The organism is Pseudomonas sp. B21-023, from assembly GCF_024749165.1.
In the GTDB taxonomy this organism is placed as follows: domain Bacteria; phylum Pseudomonadota; class Gammaproteobacteria; order Pseudomonadales; family Pseudomonadaceae; genus Aquipseudomonas.
Map to the genome: position 1 here is coordinate 3,695,885 of NZ_CP087190.1, position 15,346 is coordinate 3,711,230.

The 15,346-nt window shown below is 63.7% G+C and carries 17 protein-coding genes and 1 tRNA gene; 12 read left to right on the forward strand and 6 right to left on the reverse strand.

Translation table 11 applies throughout. The annotated features are described in order from the left end of the window. Positions 1 to 5 precede the first annotated feature (5 nt). Positions 6 to 1,445: a dihydropyrimidinase gene (gene hydA / locus LOY42_RS16545; protein ID WP_139671940.1), complete on the reverse strand. Its 1,440-nt coding sequence runs from the start codon at positions 1,443 to 1,445 to the stop codon at positions 6 to 8. A 614-nt stretch (positions 1,446 to 2,059) separates the two neighbouring features. On the opposite strand from hydA, the gene LOY42_RS16550 reads away from it, so the two are divergent. From LOY42_RS16550 to csrA, 7 genes are all read left to right on the forward strand, one after another. After that, positions 2,060 to 3,550: an NCS1 family nucleobase:cation symporter-1 gene (locus LOY42_RS16550; protein ID WP_258598484.1), complete on the forward strand. Its 1,491-nt coding sequence runs from the start codon at positions 2,060 to 2,062 to the stop codon at positions 3,548 to 3,550. Between the two features lie 67 nt (positions 3,551 to 3,617). Continuing rightward, positions 3,618 to 4,904 carry a Zn-dependent hydrolase gene (locus LOY42_RS16555; RefSeq protein WP_139671943.1) on the forward strand — a complete coding sequence of 429 codons (1,287 nt, stop codon included), beginning with the start codon at positions 3,618 to 3,620 and terminating at the stop codon, positions 4,902 to 4,904. A 214-nt stretch (positions 4,905 to 5,118) separates the two neighbouring features. Beyond that, positions 5,119 to 5,877, forward strand: coding sequence for a molybdate ABC transporter substrate-binding protein (modA, locus tag LOY42_RS16560; RefSeq protein WP_139671946.1), 759 nt, complete (start codon positions 5,119 to 5,121; stop codon positions 5,875 to 5,877). Beyond that, positions 5,877 to 6,557, forward strand: a complete 681-nt coding sequence (gene modB, locus LOY42_RS16565; protein ID WP_102683308.1) for a molybdate ABC transporter permease subunit — start codon at positions 5,877 to 5,879, stop codon at positions 6,555 to 6,557. The genes modA and modB overlap by 1 nt, the downstream gene beginning before the upstream one ends. A gap of 1 nt (position 6,558) precedes the next feature. Further along, positions 6,559 to 7,650: a molybdenum ABC transporter ATP-binding protein gene (gene modC, locus LOY42_RS16570; RefSeq protein ID WP_258598487.1), complete on the forward strand. Its 1,092-nt coding sequence runs from the start codon at positions 6,559 to 6,561 to the stop codon at positions 7,648 to 7,650. 58 nt (positions 7,651 to 7,708) lie between these two features. Next, a complete protein-coding gene (locus LOY42_RS16575) occupies positions 7,709 to 8,731 on the forward strand; it encodes a DNA topoisomerase IB (protein ID WP_102683310.1) in 1,023 nt (340 codons plus the stop codon). A 251-nt stretch (positions 8,732 to 8,982) separates the two neighbouring features. Then, the gene (gene csrA / locus LOY42_RS16580) at positions 8,983 to 9,177 is read left to right on the forward strand and encodes a carbon storage regulator CsrA (protein ID WP_023628788.1); all 195 of its coding nucleotides are present in this window, start codon (positions 8,983 to 8,985) and stop codon (positions 9,175 to 9,177) included. Positions 9,178 to 9,254: 77 nt separating this feature from the next. On the opposite strand, the gene LOY42_RS16585 is transcribed toward csrA, so the two are convergent. The 4 genes from LOY42_RS16585 to LOY42_RS16600 form a co-directional block, all read right to left on the reverse strand. Continuing rightward, positions 9,255 to 9,614 carry a response regulator gene (locus LOY42_RS16585; protein WP_102683311.1) on the reverse strand — a complete coding sequence of 120 codons (360 nt, stop codon included), beginning with the start codon at positions 9,612 to 9,614 and terminating at the stop codon, positions 9,255 to 9,257. 4 nt (positions 9,615 to 9,618) lie between these two features. Further along, positions 9,619 to 11,064, reverse strand: a complete 1,446-nt coding sequence (locus LOY42_RS16590) for an ATPase domain-containing protein (RefSeq protein WP_258598490.1) — start codon at positions 11,062 to 11,064, stop codon at positions 9,619 to 9,621. Between the two features lie 6 nt (positions 11,065 to 11,070). Then, entirely contained in the window at positions 11,071 to 12,231 is a 1,161-nt protein-coding gene (locus LOY42_RS16595; RefSeq protein ID WP_139671952.1) for a nitrogen regulation protein NR(II), read from the reverse strand. Positions 12,232 to 12,311: 80 nt separating this feature from the next. Then, a complete protein-coding gene (locus LOY42_RS16600; protein ID WP_177486044.1) occupies positions 12,312 to 12,596 on the reverse strand; it encodes a hypothetical protein in 285 nt (94 codons plus the stop codon). Between the two features lie 101 nt (positions 12,597 to 12,697). Between LOY42_RS16600 and LOY42_RS16605 the strand changes: the two genes are divergently transcribed. The 3 genes from LOY42_RS16605 (at position 12,698) to LOY42_RS16615 (ending at position 13,606) form a co-directional block, all read left to right on the forward strand. Then, the gene (locus LOY42_RS16605; RefSeq protein ID WP_139671955.1) at positions 12,698 to 12,910 is read left to right on the forward strand and encodes a hypothetical protein; all 213 of its coding nucleotides are present in this window, start codon (positions 12,698 to 12,700) and stop codon (positions 12,908 to 12,910) included. 92 nt (positions 12,911 to 13,002) lie between these two features. Further along, a tRNA-Leu gene (locus LOY42_RS16610) sits at positions 13,003 to 13,087 on the forward strand. Between the two features lie 105 nt (positions 13,088 to 13,192). Then, a complete protein-coding gene (locus LOY42_RS16615) occupies positions 13,193 to 13,606 on the forward strand; it encodes a DoxX family protein (protein ID WP_102683315.1) in 414 nt (137 codons plus the stop codon). A 15-nt stretch (positions 13,607 to 13,621) separates the two neighbouring features. Here LOY42_RS16615 and LOY42_RS16620 read toward each other — a convergent pair whose 3' ends face one another. After that, complete coding sequence (locus tag LOY42_RS16620; RefSeq protein ID WP_046857840.1) at positions 13,622 to 13,810, reverse strand: hypothetical protein; 189 nt, start codon at positions 13,808 to 13,810, stop codon at positions 13,622 to 13,624. 241 nt (positions 13,811 to 14,051) lie between these two features. Here LOY42_RS16620 and LOY42_RS16625 point away from each other — a divergent pair, with 241 nt between their 5' ends. Together LOY42_RS16625 and LOY42_RS16630 are read left to right on the forward strand one after the other, a co-directional pair. Beyond that, positions 14,052 to 14,726 (forward strand): polysaccharide lyase family 7 protein, encoded by a 675-nt coding sequence (locus tag LOY42_RS16625; RefSeq protein ID WP_139671958.1) that lies wholly within the window; start codon positions 14,052 to 14,054, stop codon positions 14,724 to 14,726. Between the two features lie 141 nt (positions 14,727 to 14,867). Next, a complete protein-coding gene (locus LOY42_RS16630; protein ID WP_139671961.1) occupies positions 14,868 to 15,296 on the forward strand; it encodes a hypothetical protein in 429 nt (142 codons plus the stop codon). Positions 15,297 to 15,346 lie beyond the last annotated feature (50 nt).

Genomic DNA, 15,346 nt, shown 5'->3' on the forward strand with positions numbered 1-15,346 from the left:
CTGCTTCAGCGCTGAACCGGCGTCGGTTTCTGCCGTTCGGCACGCCGTTCCAGCACCTCGTACACCGAGGGATAGGCCGGGCGCTCCACATAACGCCCCGCGCCCGGCTCGGCACGCAGGTCGCCATCGGCCCAGAGCACCTTGCCCTGGCTGACGGTGTGGCTGGGGACGCCGCGCACTGTGCGGCCTTCGAAGATGTTGAAATCGACCCGCTGGTGGTGGGTCTGGGCGCTGATGGTACGGGTGCCCTGCGGGTCCCACAGCACCAGGTCGGCATCGGCGCCGACGCGGATCGCGCCCTTGCGCGGGAACAGGTTGAAGATCTTCGCGGTGTTGGTGGAGGTCAGCGCGACGAACTCGTGCATCGACAGGCGCCCGCTGTTCACCCCGGCGTCCCACAGCACCGCCATGCGGTCTTCGATGCCGGCGGTGCCGTTGGGGATCCGGCTGAAGTCGTTGCGGCCCATGGCCTTCTGCTCGGCGCAGAAGCAGCAATGATCAGTGGCCGTGGTGTGCAGGTTGCCCGACTGAAGGCCACCCCACAGCGCCTCCTGGTGCTCGCGCGGGCGGAACGGCGGGCTCATCACGTAGCCGGCGGCGGTGGCCCAGTCCGGATCACGGTAAACGCTGTCGTCGAGCAGCAGATGCCCCGGCAGCACCTCACCGTAAACCGGCTGGCCCTTGGCCCGGGCATAGGTGATCTCATCCAGCGCCTCGCGGCTGGAGACATGCACCAGATACAGCGGCGTGCCCAGGGTTTCGGCGATACGGATGGCGCGGCTGGCGGCCTCCCCTTCGACCTGGGACGGACGCGACAGCGGGTGTGCCTCGGGGCCGGTCAGGCCCTGGGCGAGCAATTTTTGCTGCAGGTGATAGACCAGCTCGCCGTTTTCGGCGTGCACCGTGGGTACCGCGCCCAGTTGCAGGCAGCGTTCGAAGCTGGCCACCAGGGTGTCGTCGGCGGCCATGATCGCATTCTTGTAGGCCATGAAGTGCTTGAAGCTGTTCACTCCATGCTGGGCGACCAGTTCACCCATCTCCTCGGCGACCTGCTCGCTCCACCAGGTGATGGCGACGTGGAAGCCATAGTCGCTGGCACTCTTCTGCGCCCAGCCGCGCCAGGTATGGAAGGCTTCGAGCAGCGACTGCTGCGGGTTGGGGATGACGAAGTCGATGATCGAGGTGGTGCCCCCGGCCAGACCCGCGGCAGTGCCGCTGAAGAAGTCCTCGCTGGCCACCGTGCCCATGAACGGCAGCTGCATGTGGGTGTGCGGGTCGATGCCGCCGGGCATCAGGTACTGGCCACTGCCGTCGAGGATCTCACAGTCGGTGGGGGCTTCGAGGTCTTTGCCGATGGCGCGGATCAGGCCATCGGCACACAGGACATCGGCGGGGTAGCTCTCTTCATGGGTAACCACGGTGGCGCCACGGATCAACAGGGACATGCCGTTTTCCTCGCAGGCTGACCGGTCTTCTGGCCGGTTCTTGGAATTGTGTTGGCCGGGCGCTGGAGGTGATTTCATCAATCCTGTCAGGCCTGACAAGAATCGAGGCTAGTATCTGATCGGATATTCATCAAGAAAAAATATATGCAACCATCAAAAACAATAACTAATTGATTTTTAAAAATTTATTCACCAGCTCACCAAAAAGTGACACCCCTTCACCATTTTGACGCACTTGACAGGAAGCCAAATTGGTCAAGATTTTCTACGCAAAATCAGGTGTTTGTTTACTGGCTGGATGGCGCAGGCCGCGCCGGTGTTTTTCCAGGTTGCACCCGTTTGAACCACGCGGGTGCTGGACCGGCCAGACAGACGGCATGCCCAGGAGCTCCCGCTTCGCCTGCCGCCTTGATGAATGCCTCTGCAGGTCAGTGAGTTACCTCCGGTCGGCGGCGGCCTGCCGGGAAGGCGCGGGCTTTCCCGGCACGTTTGTTGAAAACGCAGGCCACAACCGCCTGGCCGGGCCGGAGGTGCAGTACTGGTGGTGTGTGTACTCCGGCCATCGCGTCAGCCCGATGAGCGACAACTACAAGAAAAAAGACCTGGAGAACCCCATGCAACAGAGCAGATCGCAAGTGGTCGAGCAGCATGGCCTGTACGAGCTCGACGCCGGCAGCGACGTCCTCGACAGCCCCCGCTACAACCACGACATCGCACCGACCAAGGTGCACCAGCGCACCTGGAACAAGTGGCACATCACTGCGTTATGGGTGGGCATGTCCATCTGCGTGCCTACCTACACCCTTGGCGGCGTGCTCACCGCCTACTTCGGCCTGAGCGTGGGCGAGGCGCTGCTGGCGATCCTGCTGGCCAACCTCATCGTGCTTATCCCGCTGACCCTCAACGCCTTCCCCGGGACCAAATACGGCATCCCGTTCCCGGTGCTGCTGCGCGCCTCGTTCGGTATCTTTGGTTCCAACGTGCCGTGCCTGATCCGCGCCGTGGTGGCCTGCGGCTGGTTCGGTATCCAGACGATGTTCGGCGGTCTGGCCATCCACCTGTTCCTGGGTTCGTTGTTCCCCGAGTGGAAGGCACTGGGTGGATCCGGCGAGGTGATCGGCTTCATGCTGTTCTGGTCGCTGAACCTGTGGGTGGTGCTGCGCGGCGCCGAGTCGATCAAATGGCTGGAGACGCTGTCGGCACCGTTGCTGGTGGCGGTCGGTGTCGGCCTGTTGTTCTGGGCGCTGCCGCACATGTCGATGAGCGAGTTGCTGGCGCAGCCGCCCAAACGCCCCGAGGGCGCCAGCGTGGTCGGCTACTTCTGCGCCGGGCTCACCGCCATGGTCGGTTTCTGGACCACGCTGTCGCTGAACATCCCCGATTTCAGCCGTTACGCGAAAAGCCAGAAGGACCAGATTCTCGGGCAGATCTTCGGCCTGCCGCTGACCATGTTCCTGTTCGCTTCGCTGGGCGTGATCATGACCGCTGCCTCCGCCTCGCTGGTGGGTCAGACGGTGTCCGACCCGGTGAGCCTGATCGGCCATATCCAGAGCCCCGGCTGGGTGGCCCTGGCCATGGCGCTGATCATCGTCGCAACGCTGTCGACCAACACCGCGGCCAACATCGTCTCGCCCACCAACGACTTCCAGAACATCGCCCCGCGCCTGATCGGGCGCAGCCGTGCCGTCTGGCTGACCGGCTTCATCGGCCTGGCGCTGATGGGCCACGAGCTGCTCAAGAAGCTCGGCTGGATCGTCTCCGACCTGAGCCTGGAGAGCCTGTACTCCAACTGGCTGCTGGGCTATTCCAGCCTGCTAGGGCCAATCGCCGGGATCATGGTGGTGGACTACTTCCTGGTCCGCCGCCAGCAGCTGGACCTCGCCGGGCTGTACCGCGACGACGTGTACCCGGCGTGGAACTGGGCCGGGTTCATTGCCTTCGGCGTGCCGGTGGCGCTGACCGTGATGGCGATTGGCAACAGCAGTTTCAGCTGGTTCTACGACTACGGCTGGTTCACCGGTTCGCTGCTCGGCGGCGGGCTCTACTACGCCCTCGGCGGTATCGCGGTGCGCGGCCCGGCGCGGCTGGCCAAGCCGATGCCCTGATGCGCCGCATCGCGGGGCAAGCCCGCTCCCACGTGATGGTAAAAATAACAGCCTGAGGAGACACCCCATGACCACCCCCGCCAAGGAAATCCTGCAATCCAGCCAACACCACATAGACAGTAACCGCCTGTGGCAATCGCTGATGGACCTGGCCCGCCTCGGCGCCACGCCAAAGGGCGGCGTATGCCGCCTGGCGCTGACCGATCTCGATCGCCAGGCTCGCGACCTGTTCGTGCAGTGGTGCGAAGCAGCCGGTTGCACGGTGAGCATCGACGCCGTAGGCAACATCTTCGCCCGCCGCCCAGGGCGCAACGCCAAGCTGCCACCCGTGATGACCGGCAGCCATATCGACACCCAGCCCACCGGCGGCAAGTTCGACGGCTGCTTTGGCGTGATGGCCGGGCTGGAGGTGATCCGCACCCTCAATGATCTCGGCGTGGAAACCGAAGCGCCGCTGGAGGTGGTGGTGTGGACCAACGAGGAAGGCTCACGCTTCGCCCCGTGCATGATGGGTTCTGGGGTGTTCGCCAACAAGTTCACCCTCGAGCACACCCTGGCCAAGCGCGATGCCCAGGGCGTGAGCGTCGGCGAGGCATTGAACGCAATCGGCTACGCCGGCAGCCGCACCGTGTCCGGCCACCCGGTCGGCGCCTACTTCGAGGCGCATATCGAGCAGGGCCCGATCCTCGAGGACCAGCACAAGACCATCGGCGTGGTGCTCGGCGCCCTCGGCCAGAAGTGGTTCGACCTGACCCTGCGCGGCGTCGAGGCCCACGCAGGCCCCACGCCGATGCACCTGCGCAAGGACGCCCTGGTCGGTGCCGCCGCCGTGGTCGAGGCGGTCAACCGCACCGCCCTCGCCCACCAGCCACATGCCTGCGGCACGGTCGGTTGCCTGCAGGCCTACCCCGGCTCGCGCAACGTGATCCCCGGCGAAGTGCGCATGACCCTGGATTTTCGCCACCTGGAAGGCCAGCGACTGGAGTCGATGATCGCCGAGGTGCGCCAGGTGATCGAGGCCACCACGGCCAAGCACGGGCTGGACTACGAGCTGGTGCCCACCGCTGACTTCCCGGCCCTGTATTTCGACAAAGGTTGCGTCGAGGCGGTACGTGATTCGGCACGCAACCTGGGCCTGGCGCACATGGACATCGTCAGCGGCGCCGGGCACGACGCGATTTTCCTTGCCGAACTGGGCCCGGCGGGGATGATCTTCGTGCCGTGCGAGGGCGGGATCAGCCACAACGAAATCGAGAACGCCACCCCCGAGGACCTCGCCGCCGGCTGCGCGGTGCTGCTGCGGGCGATGCTGGCGGCGTCGGAGGCAATTGCCAACGGACGATTGGCGGCGTAGCGATGATCTTCTGGAGATCGCCCACCCCTTGGGCTGCGCTGTCGCGCAGGGAATAGCGTTCAAGCATCACCTGCGTGGGAGCGGCCGTGCGCCGCTGCCACGCAGCTCCACAACAAGGCCACAACCGACGGCAAATCACACCAACCCCTTCCCGACAGACGGCTTATCGCTATATATTCCGCACCATAACGATAATCCCTCAGGAGCCGTCTTCATGCGTATTCGCTTGTTCTGTCTGGCCGCCAGCACCCTCGCCAGCCTGATCTGCCTCAACAGTGCCTGGGCCGATGAAGTCCAGGTCGCCGTCGCGGCCAACTTCACAGCGCCCATCCAGGCCATCGCCAGGGATTTCGAGAAGGACACCGGCCACAAGCTGGTCGCTGCCTACGGCGCCACCGGCCAGTTCTACGCACAGATCAAGAACGGCGCGCCATTCGAAGTGTTTCTCGCCGCCGACGACAGCACTCCGGCCAAGCTGGAACAGGAAAAGGAAATCGTTGCAGGCTCGCGCTTCACCTACGCCATCGGCACCCTGGCGCTGTGGTCGGCCAAGCCAGGCTATGTCGACGCCAAGGGTGATGTGCTGAAGAAGAACGAGTACAAGCACCTGTCCATCGCCAATCCCAAGGCCGCGCCCTATGGCCTGGCCGCCACCCAGGTACTGGACAAGCTGAAGCTGACCGAAGCCACCAAGGCGAAGATCGTCGAGGGCCAGAATATCACCCAAGCCTTCCAGTTCGTTTCCACCGGCAACGCCGAGCTGGGCTTCGTCGCGCTGTCGCAGATCTACAAGGATGGCAAGGTCAGCGAAGGCTCCGCCTGGCTCGTGCCCGCCGAACTGCATGACCCGATCCGCCAGGATGCGGTGATCCTCAACAAAGGCAAGGACAACCCGGCCGCCAAGGCCCTGGTCGATTACCTCAAGGGCCCGAAAGCCGCCGCGGTGATCAAGTCCTACGGCTATGAGCTCTGATGCCTCTCGACGCCAGTGACCTGGGCGCCATCTGGCTGACCATCAAGCTGGCCAGCCTGACCACCGCCATCCTCCTGGTGCTGGGCACGCCCATCGCCTGGTGGCTGGCGCGCACCCGTTCCTGGCTGCGCGGGCCGATCGGCGCGGTAGTGGCCCTGCCCCTGGTGCTGCCGCCAACGGTAATCGGCTTCTACCTGCTGCTGGCCCTCGGCCCCCATGGCTGGATCGGCCAGGCCACACAGGCTCTGGGCCTGGGCAGCGTGGTGTTCAGCTTCACCGGGCTGGTGATCGGCTCGGTGGTGTACTCGATGCCCTTCGTGGTGCAGCCATTGCAGAACGCCTTCGGCGCTATTGGCCAGCGCCCGCTGGAGGTGGCAGCGACACTGCGCGCCAGCCCCTGGGACACCTTCGTCCACGTGGTACTGCCCCTGGCTCGCCCCGGTTTCATTACCGCCAGCATCCTCGGCTTCGCCCATACCGTCGGCGAGTTCGGCGTGGTGCTGATGATCGGTGGCAACATTCCCGACAAGACCCGTGTGGTCTCGGTGCAGATCTTCGATCACGTCGAGGCCATGGAATATAGCCAGGCCCACTGGCTGGCCGGGGCCATGCTGGTGTTCTCGTTCCTGGTGCTGCTGATGCTCTATGCCGGCCGCCGTGGCAAGGCAGGCTGGAGCTGAAATGAGCGCATCGATACAGGCGCGCCTGAAACTGGCGCGTGACGACTTCACCCTGGACGTCGACCTTGACCTGCCCGGTCGCGGCATCAGCGCCCTGTTCGGTCACTCCGGCTCAGGCAAGACCTCGTGCCTGCGCTGCCTGGCCGGCCTGGAACGGGCCGCCAGCGCCTACATCGAAATCAATGGCGAGGTGTGGGAAGACAGCGCCCGCGGGCACTTCATCCCACCTCACCGGCGCCCGGTCGGCTACGTGTTCCAGGAGGCCAGCCTGTTCCCGCACCTGTCGGTGCAAGGCAACCTTGAGTTCGGCTGGCGCCGTATCGCACCGCAGGCACGCAAGATCAGCCAGGAACAGGCCTGCCAGCTGCTGGGCATCGGCCACCTGCTGGCGCGCAAGCCGGCGACACTGTCCGGCGGCGAGGCACAACGCGTCGGCATCGCCCGAGCCTTGCTCAGCAGCCCGCGACTGTTGCTGATGGACGAGCCCCTGGCTGCGCTCGACAGCGCGCGCAAGCGTGAAATCCTCCCGTACCTGGAGCGCCTGCACGACGAGCTGGATATCCCGCTGATCTACGTCAGCCATGCCCAGGACGAAGTGGCGCGCCTGGCCGACCACCTGGTTCTGCTCGAACAGGGCAAGGCGGTGGCCAGCGGGCCGATCGGCCAGACCCTGGCCCGCCTCGACCTGTCATTGGCCCAGGGCGAGGATGCCGGGGTGGTGCTCGAAGGCGTGGTGGTGGGCCACGACCCGCATTATGAGCTGTTCGACCTGCGCCTGCCCGGCACGGAGGGGCAATTGCTGCGTATCGCCCACCCCGCCTTGCAGGTGGGCAGCAGCCTGCGCCTGAAGGTCCAGGCCCGGGACGTCAGCCTGGCATTGGCCGCCGACGGCGCGTCGAGCATTCTCAACCGCCTGCCGGTGCGGGTCCGCGAATGCCGCCCGGCGGACAACCCGGCCCATGTGCTGGTCAGCCTGGATGCCGCCGGCAGTGCGCTGCTGGCACGCATCACGCGCTATTCGGCGGACCAGCTCGACGTGCGCGCGGGCCAGTTGCTGTGGGCGCAGATCAAGTCGGTGGCACTGTTGGGCTGAGCAATGACGCGGCGGATGCTGTCCATTGCAGCATGAGTGCCCTCGATGGACTGCGCCGATGCCCGACTGCCCGTTGCCTGCCGCCCTGCATTATGTCGATGACAGCCAGCCCGGCCTGACCCGCCGGCGCTGGCGCGACCGCTTCCACTATTTCGACGCCGGCAACCAGCGGGTACGCGATAAAGAGACCCTGGCACGCATCGCCGCCCTGGTGATCCCGCCGGCCTACACCGACGTGTGGATCTGCGCCGACCCGCAAGGGCACTTGCAGGCCACCGGGCGCGACGCCCGGGGGCGCAAGCAGTACCGCTACCATACGCAATGGCGCGAGCTGCGCGACCAGCACAAGTACGCGCGCATGCTGGCCTTCGCCGAGGTGCTGCCGAAGCTGCGCAAGCAACTGGACACGCACCTGGCTTCCCCCGGACTGGGCCGTGAGAAGGTCATGGCGCTGGTGATCAGCCTGCTCGACACCACGCTGATCCGCATCGGCAACCGCCAGTACCTGCGCGACAACCGCTCCTACGGGCTGACCACCCTCGACACCCGCCATGTGCAGGTCAAGGGCAGCCGTATCCGCTTCCAGTTCCGCGGCAAACGCGGTGTCGAACACAACGTCACCCTGACCGACCGACGCCTGGCCGGCCTGGTCAAGCGCTGCATGGAACTGCCCGGCCAGGCTTTGTTCCAGTACCTGGACGAACAAGGACAGCGCCATGGCATCGGCTCGACCGAGGTCAACCAGTTCCTCCAGCAGCTGACCGGCGCCGACTTCACCGCCAAGGACTACCGCACCTGGGCCGGCAGCAGCCTGGCCCTGAGCCTGCTCAGGCCACAGGCCTGGGAGCCCGACAGCGAGGCGCGCCGGCAGGTCGCCGCCATCGTCCGCCAGGTGGCGACGCGCCTGGGCAACACTCCGGCTGTGTGCCGACGCTGCTACATCCATCCAGCCGTCCTTGAGCACTTCCACCTCGGCCGTCTTTCGGCATTGCCCCGTGTCCGTCCGCGCAAGGGATTGGAAACCGAGGAAGTGGCACTGCTACGTTTCCTGCAGATGTTGGAGCGCCAAGACGATCATTGACGGACACTATTTACTTCATCGAGCAGAGAAATTTCCCATATGGCGCCAAGCACCCTATCCTTGCCACCGAGCACCTTGCCGTGGAGTGGCCTCGCAGCCCTGCCGGCACCTGCAACTAAAGATCGACAACAGAATTTGTCTGTCGGGGAATTACTATCCGCCGAAAGCGTCTTTAATGAGAAGGAAGAGGGACAGGCTCCCACCGCAGAGCACCTGGCTCGGCGGTTTTCTACATCACCAAGGAGAACTACATGCTGATACTCACCCGCAAGGTTGGCGAAAGCATCGTCATCGACGATGACATCAAAGTCACCATTCTGGGCGTCAAGGGGATGCAAGTGAGGATCGGTATCGATGCACCGAAAGATGTCCAGGTGCACCGTGAAGAGATCTACAAGCGGATCCAGGCGGGCAGCCCGGCGCCCGAAAAAAGCAACGACGAGTAACCCGCACGCCAACTGCATCATGCCGCACGGATGCGCCTGATCGATTGCCCGCCCATGCGGGGAGCCTCTCCTGAACCTCAGGTGCCCAGCAGTTCGCGCACCGTGGCGATCATCCGGTCCATGTCGAATGGCTTGTCGAACACCGCCGCGAACCTCCCGGGGCAGGCCCGACCCTGGCTGGCCTGGGCGCCACTCATGAGAATGACCGGCAGGTCCGCCAGTTGCAGCTCTTCACGTATGGCTTGCAGCAGTTCTTCGCCATTGAGCACCGGCATCATGTAGTCGGTGATCACCAGGTCCACGCGCTTTTCCTTCAAAGCCTCCAGGGCCTTGCGCCCGTTGCTCGCCTTTTCAACCAGGTAGCCTTCGTCCTCCAGGGCAAAACCGAGGATATCGGCAATCAGGTACTCGTCGTCGACGATCAGGATGCTGTTCATCCCATCAACGATCTCCAGGCGGTGTCGCCGAGCCACTGAGCACGCCACTGGCACCGTCGAACGCCCGCGCCAGGCTGATGCCATGAGGCCCCAGATTCAGCGCCTGCAAAGCAGGGTCGTGGTCGCTGTCACGCACCTTGATCACCGACAGTGCGCGGTGCAGTTGCGCGTCGAGCTCGGCGAAGCGCATCAGTATCAGGTTGTCGACGATGCTCGACAGGTCGGGGGCCGGCGCGGTGATCTCCGCGCCGAAGATGTCACGCATCTCCCAGGTCAGCAGCACCGTCACGCCACGGGCGCGCAACTCACCGGTCAGCGCGCGGAAGAAGGCATTCAGTCGGGCAGGCTCCAGCGCCAGGCGGCCGAAGGCTCCAAGGCTGTCGATTACCACGCGCCTGGCAGCGAGCGCCTCGACCTGTGCCAACAGCTGGGCGCCAAGTTGATCCAGCAAGCCTTCGCTGGTCGATTGCCAGCTCAGTTGCACGCTACCTTCACGCTCAAGTGCCTGCAGGTCGAAGCCCAGCGCACAGGCCTTCAACCGCAACCGCGCAGGCGTCTCGTAGAAACCGAAATGTAGACCCGGAGCAGCCTGGGTCGAAGCGGCCAGGAACGCGATGCCCAGCGCTGTCTTGCCTACGCCCGATGGCCCCATCAGCAGGGTCACCGACGCCTCGGCCAACCCGCCACCGAGCATGGCATCGAGGTCGGCAACACCCGTGGCGACCCTGCTCAGGGTTTGCGCTCCTGCCTGGCTGGGGCGACTGTACAGCGACTCCAGGCGCGGGTAGACCTGCAACCCGGCCTCCGTGATCAGGCATTCGTGGCGCCCGGACAACGCGCCACTGCCACGCGTCTTGCGCAACTGGACATGGCGCACCGCCGTGCTGCCGACCAGGTGTTCGCCGAGCTCGATCACGCCATCAACCATGGTGTGCTCGGGGCTGCCTTCATCCAATCGCGCACTGGTCAGCAACAACAGTGTGCAGCCGGCGAATGCCGCATGCCCCTGCAGCTCGGAAACGAATTTCTTGGTGTCGAGGCTGGTTTCCGCCCTGGAGCGGGCGTTGAGCAGCCCGTCGACGATCAGCAAGGTGGCCTGCTGCCGGGCAATTTCCTGGCGCAACAGCCTGACCACCGCATCCAGGCCCTCCTGCTCCAGGGTGTCGAATGCGCTGACGAACTGAATGGTGTCGCCCACCAGCGCCGGGTCGAAGAAGTTCAGGGTCGACAGGTACTGGAACAGCCGTTCATGGGACTCGCTGAGCAACGTCGCCACCAGTACCCGACCACCTTCACGCACATGGTTGCACGCCAGCTGGTTGGCCAGGATGGTCTTGCCCGAACCGGGATGCCCTTGAACGATATAGGAGGCGCCAACCACCAACCCCCCTTTGAGCAGCGCATCGAGCCCCGCGATGCCCGTGGCCAGTCGCTTTAGTTGCTCTACCATGGCTGTCTATCCGTCGGTCGAAAGCGAATCGGGGCCCGTCCGGGCTGGTAGGTACAGGCTCATGCAGGTGCCCTCGCCAAGCCGGCTGGACACCTCGATCGCACCATTGCTCTGCCGGGCGAAACCATAGGCCTGACTCAGGCCAAGGCCAGTGCCCTTGCCGAAGGCCTTGGTGGTGAAGAACGGCTCGAAGATCCGTGGCAGCACCTGCGGGTCAATGCCCTGGCCGTCATCACGTACATCGAAGCGCACAAAGCGCCCGCACAGCCCATCCACTTCGCCAGACAACTGCACGCATTCGACCACCATACGGATCTGCCCGGTGGCGACAATGGCATCGCGGGCATTGAACACCAGGTTCAGCAAGACCATCTGCAACTGCCCGGCGTCCACCTCGATCAGCGGCAAGTCAGGCTGTACCTGGGGTAGCAATTCGATTTCCCGGGGCAATGCGTGCTCCGCCAGCCCGCAAATGATATCGATCGCCTCGGCAGGCACGATGCGCGTGATGCTCAGTTGCCGATGCCGGGCAAAGCTCAAAAGTTGCTGGGTCAGCTGGGTGCCGCGCTGGCCAGCATCGAGGATATGCTCGAGCAAGCGCCTCACACGTGCCGGATCCTGGCTGCTGCTGGCCAGCCGGGCTGAGCTGAGGATGATGGTCAGCAGGTTGTTGAAGTCATGGGCCAGGCCTCCGGTGAGTTGCCCCAAGGCCTCGAGCTTTTGCGCTTGGAACAATTGCGCACGCATGGCATCGAGCTGCTGGGCCGACTCGCGACGATCGGTGATGTCGCGGGTGACCTTGGCCAGGCCGATGACCTCGCCTTGCGCGTCGCGAATCACATCCAGCGCGGCGAGCGCCCAGAACTGCGTGCCGTCCTTGCGCACGCGCCAGCCTTCGTCCTGCGCCTTGCCTTCTTCCAGTGCCTGGCGCAGCAAGCGTTGCGGGCGGCCGTCGGCACAATCCTGGGCGTTGAAGAACAGCGAGAAATGCCGGCCGATCACCTCATCGGCAACGTAGCCCTTGATCCGCTGCGCGCCAGCGTTCCAGGACACCACATGGCCGGTTGGGTCGAGCATATAGATGGCGTAGTCCACCACCGCCTGGACCAACTGCTCGTAGCGTGCCTCGGGCATCACCGAATGGGTGGGGCGGTCTGTCGAAACCATGTGAGCTCCACAAGCACCGCGAAAGGACATATTGAGCGTAGTCAAAAGTCCAGCATGCACTGCACCTTATGCGACGATCGTCAGCGCTCGCGCTCCACCACGGTCGGCACCAGCCTGCGCGGCATCGCCACCTTGAGCAGCCATACCCCCACCAGCAGGATCAGCGCTGCGCCTGCGAAGGCGAGCAAGCGCCTGGGCTGCGTAGCCTCCTGGTCGAAGCCGAGCATCAGCAGGTAACCACCCAGGCTGATGAAGCCTGCGTAAAGAAACGCCGCCAGCAGGCAGACCAGAAGGAACAACAAGCGCCAGAACAACTTTGGGCGAACACGCCGCGTTGCGTCCGGGCCAGGGGGAAGCGATGACATGGCGACAGGCCTAGTTGGATCCAATGCGCGACAGTGGCGCAATGGCGGCATCCTGTCAATTGAACTATAGTGCCCGTGCCCCGGATCCCACAGGAACCATCATGACCTCCAACCTTCGCATGCAAGGGCTGCAGGACGACCTGATGCGCAGCGCCAGCGAACTCGATGAACTGAGCCAGGCGCTGGACGGCCATGTCCGTTACCTGCGTCATTCGATTCATCAGGCAGATGCGCACACAATGGGCGGGCACGTTGATGACCTGCGCCATAGTGCCCGCGAGATGCGCGATATCGCGCGTGCTATCGAATCCTGAACATTAGGCTGGTTGACGCTTCTATAACAATGGGTTATAAAGCGCGCCTGATTGTCTGGCCCAGGCTGCCCTGCGGCGCGCCAGCCAATCGTGCGAGTGTGGTGGAATTGGTATACACAGCAGACTTAAAATCTGTCGGCGTGAGCCTTGCGGGTTCGAGTCCCGCCACTCGCACCATCTTCTGTCGATGAAGGCGCCCTTGCGGCGCCTTTTTCATACCCGCCGGAAATCCGCCGCGCAGCTGCTAGAGTGGAACCTGTCCCTGTTCACTGGAGCGCCGCCATGCGCTATAGCCTGCTCGATGGTCAACGCGACTTCATTCTGCTGCTCGCCCGCATCCTGTTGATGATCCTCTTCGTGCTCTCCGGCTGGAGCAAGCTGACCGGGTTCGAAGGCACGGTCGGCTACATGACCTCCCTGGGCGCCCCCGCCCCGATGCTGGCTGCGGCCATCGCCGTGATCATGGAACTGCTGGTCGGCATCCTGTTGATCCTGGGGTTCTACACCCGCCCCCTGGCCTTGCTGTTCGCCCTGTTTGTGCTGGGTACCGCGCTGATCGGGCATCCGTTCTGGAACATGGTCGAACCCGAGCGCAGCGCCAACATGACCCAGTTCCTGAAAAACCTCAGCATCATTGGCGGCTTGCTGCTGCTGGCCGTCAGCGGTGCCGGGCGGTTCTCCCTCGACCGCCGCTGAGCACCCGCGTCGACATCAGTCGTCGCAGTCGTCGTGCCAGGCCGGATGGTCCTCTTCGTCATCGAAGTCGTCGAGCGACTCTTCGTCCTCCTCGACTTCGTCAAGGGCCCCGTATGCATCCGCCTCGGGGTCGTAGCCCTCGTGGAATTCAGGGTCGAGCAGATGGTCGTGCTCAGGTTCGTGCAGATCGTCTTCGTCGTGCATCACAGGCTCCGGTAACAACGGCAGGCCTATATAGGCGCATCGACGCACAGGGTCAATCCTCATGGCGCTTAACCCCGGCTTAACCGACCAGGCGCACAGTGCAGGCTCTCCCTTCAAAAACGCTCTTTGCCCGCCGCCCTGGCGGGCTTTTTTTGCCTGGACCTCCCTTGCCCGATGAACCGAGCGCCCTTTCAAGGCTCGCATGCGGTGCAGGATCTTTATCATCAAGGAGGTATCCACCATGACCGTGAACATCGACAACCTGATCATCACCACCCCAGTGGCAAAGTCGTCCAGCAACCCAGTGGCGCTGGAATTGACCGGCGCCCAGGCCCTCGCCACCCTGCCCCAGGTTGTCAGCCGCCTGGACGATGGTGCCGTGCGCATGACCGCCCCAACCAAAGGGGCGGCGAGCAAGAGCACCCACCGCACCCGCTGTGAGTGGAAGGAAGCGGTCTACTGGACGCTGGCCAGCGCCGGCCGGCATGTCAATCACCAACGCATGGTGCTGGAGCGGGTCAACTCGGCACAGAAGGTGGTGATCGCGCAGATGCATGTGAAAGATGACGACAGCCCGGTCATCAAGGTGTTCTGGAACAAAGGGAAGGTCACCCTTGGTTTTCGCCAGGACTTCAACCAGGGGATACCGACCAGTAGCACCATCCTGGCCGAGGTGCCGCTGGGCGCGCCTTTCGACATTACCATCGAGGTCACTGCGGCGGGCGCCGCCACGGTGTCGGCCGTTTGCGCCGGCCGCACCGGCAGCAGCGCAATGCTGAACATGACGTCAAGCTGGAATGGCCATACGTTCAACTTCCACGGCGGGGTTTACAACCAGTTGGATTTCAGCTCGACCACCCCGGCCTCGGATGGCTCGATATGCGTGATCAGCCAACTGGAACTCCTGCATGGCTGAGGGGCACGGCTGCACTGAAATCGCCATTTCGGACGTCTTTGAGCAAATAGGATGACAGCAATATGGCCAGCATCAGCGCAGCATGTGATCACCTCGCGTCCTACCTTGCGCGAGTAACTGCCTCGCAAGAAAGGATACACAATGTATTACCGCCCCCTACTCATTGCCGCACTCCTCATGCTGACCAGCGGCTGCGCCTCCGGCCTGAACTCCATTCAGCAGGCCGAACTCGACCATTACCGTGCCAACAACCTGGCAGCCGAAGAAAAGAGCCCCACAGCCGCAATGCTATTAGGGCTGTTACCGGGTGGCGGATCGTTCTACGGACGAGCGTATGTTCCTGGTACGGTCAACCTGTTGCTCTGGCCAGTGTCTGTTCTATGGGACCCATTCAGTGGCTACAACGCAGCAGAGTCGATCAATTATCAGGTTACCCGGGCGCATGTCGCACGCCTGAAAAGAAACGAGATGGAGGAACTCGACAGCCAGTTACTGTTGAATGCCATCGATCAAAAGCACTACGCGGTCAAACGCCGCATGGTCAATGAAAAATTCAGTAACGGTTACTGAGCGCCTGCCAGAATGACATTCACGAAATTCTGACATTCTACAAGGCAGAC

Coding starts and splice junctions, on each gene's coding strand:
- hydA (WP_139671940.1), bottom strand. CDS start 1,445: ATGTCCCTGTTGATCCGTGGCGCCACCGTGGTTACCCATGAAGAGAGC.
- LOY42_RS16550 (WP_258598484.1), top strand. CDS start 2,060: ATGCAACAGAGCAGATCGCAAGTGGTCGAGCAGCATGGCCTGTACGAG.
- LOY42_RS16555 (WP_139671943.1), top strand. CDS start 3,618: ATGACCACCCCCGCCAAGGAAATCCTGCAATCCAGCCAACACCACATA.
- modA (WP_139671946.1), top strand. CDS start 5,119: ATGCGTATTCGCTTGTTCTGTCTGGCCGCCAGCACCCTCGCCAGCCTG.
- modB (WP_102683308.1), top strand. CDS start 5,877: ATGCCTCTCGACGCCAGTGACCTGGGCGCCATCTGGCTGACCATCAAG.
- modC (WP_258598487.1), top strand. CDS start 6,559: ATGAGCGCATCGATACAGGCGCGCCTGAAACTGGCGCGTGACGACTTC.
- LOY42_RS16575 (WP_102683310.1), top strand. CDS start 7,709: ATGCCCGACTGCCCGTTGCCTGCCGCCCTGCATTATGTCGATGACAGC.
- csrA (WP_023628788.1), top strand. CDS start 8,983: ATGCTGATACTCACCCGCAAGGTTGGCGAAAGCATCGTCATCGACGAT.
- LOY42_RS16585 (WP_102683311.1), bottom strand. CDS start 9,614: ATGAACAGCATCCTGATCGTCGACGACGAGTACCTGATTGCCGATATC.
- LOY42_RS16590 (WP_258598490.1), bottom strand. CDS start 11,064: ATGGTAGAGCAACTAAAGCGACTGGCCACGGGCATCGCGGGGCTCGAT.
- LOY42_RS16595 (WP_139671952.1), bottom strand. CDS start 12,231: ATGGTTTCGACAGACCGCCCCACCCATTCGGTGATGCCCGAGGCACGC.
- LOY42_RS16600 (WP_177486044.1), bottom strand. CDS start 12,596: ATGTCATCGCTTCCCCCTGGCCCGGACGCAACGCGGCGTGTTCGCCCA.
- LOY42_RS16605 (WP_139671955.1), top strand. CDS start 12,698: ATGACCTCCAACCTTCGCATGCAAGGGCTGCAGGACGACCTGATGCGC.
- LOY42_RS16615 (WP_102683315.1), top strand. CDS start 13,193: ATGCGCTATAGCCTGCTCGATGGTCAACGCGACTTCATTCTGCTGCTC.
- LOY42_RS16620 (WP_046857840.1), bottom strand. CDS start 13,810: ATGCACGACGAAGACGATCTGCACGAACCTGAGCACGACCATCTGCTC.
- LOY42_RS16625 (WP_139671958.1), top strand. CDS start 14,052: ATGACCGTGAACATCGACAACCTGATCATCACCACCCCAGTGGCAAAG.
- LOY42_RS16630 (WP_139671961.1), top strand. CDS start 14,868: ATGTATTACCGCCCCCTACTCATTGCCGCACTCCTCATGCTGACCAGC.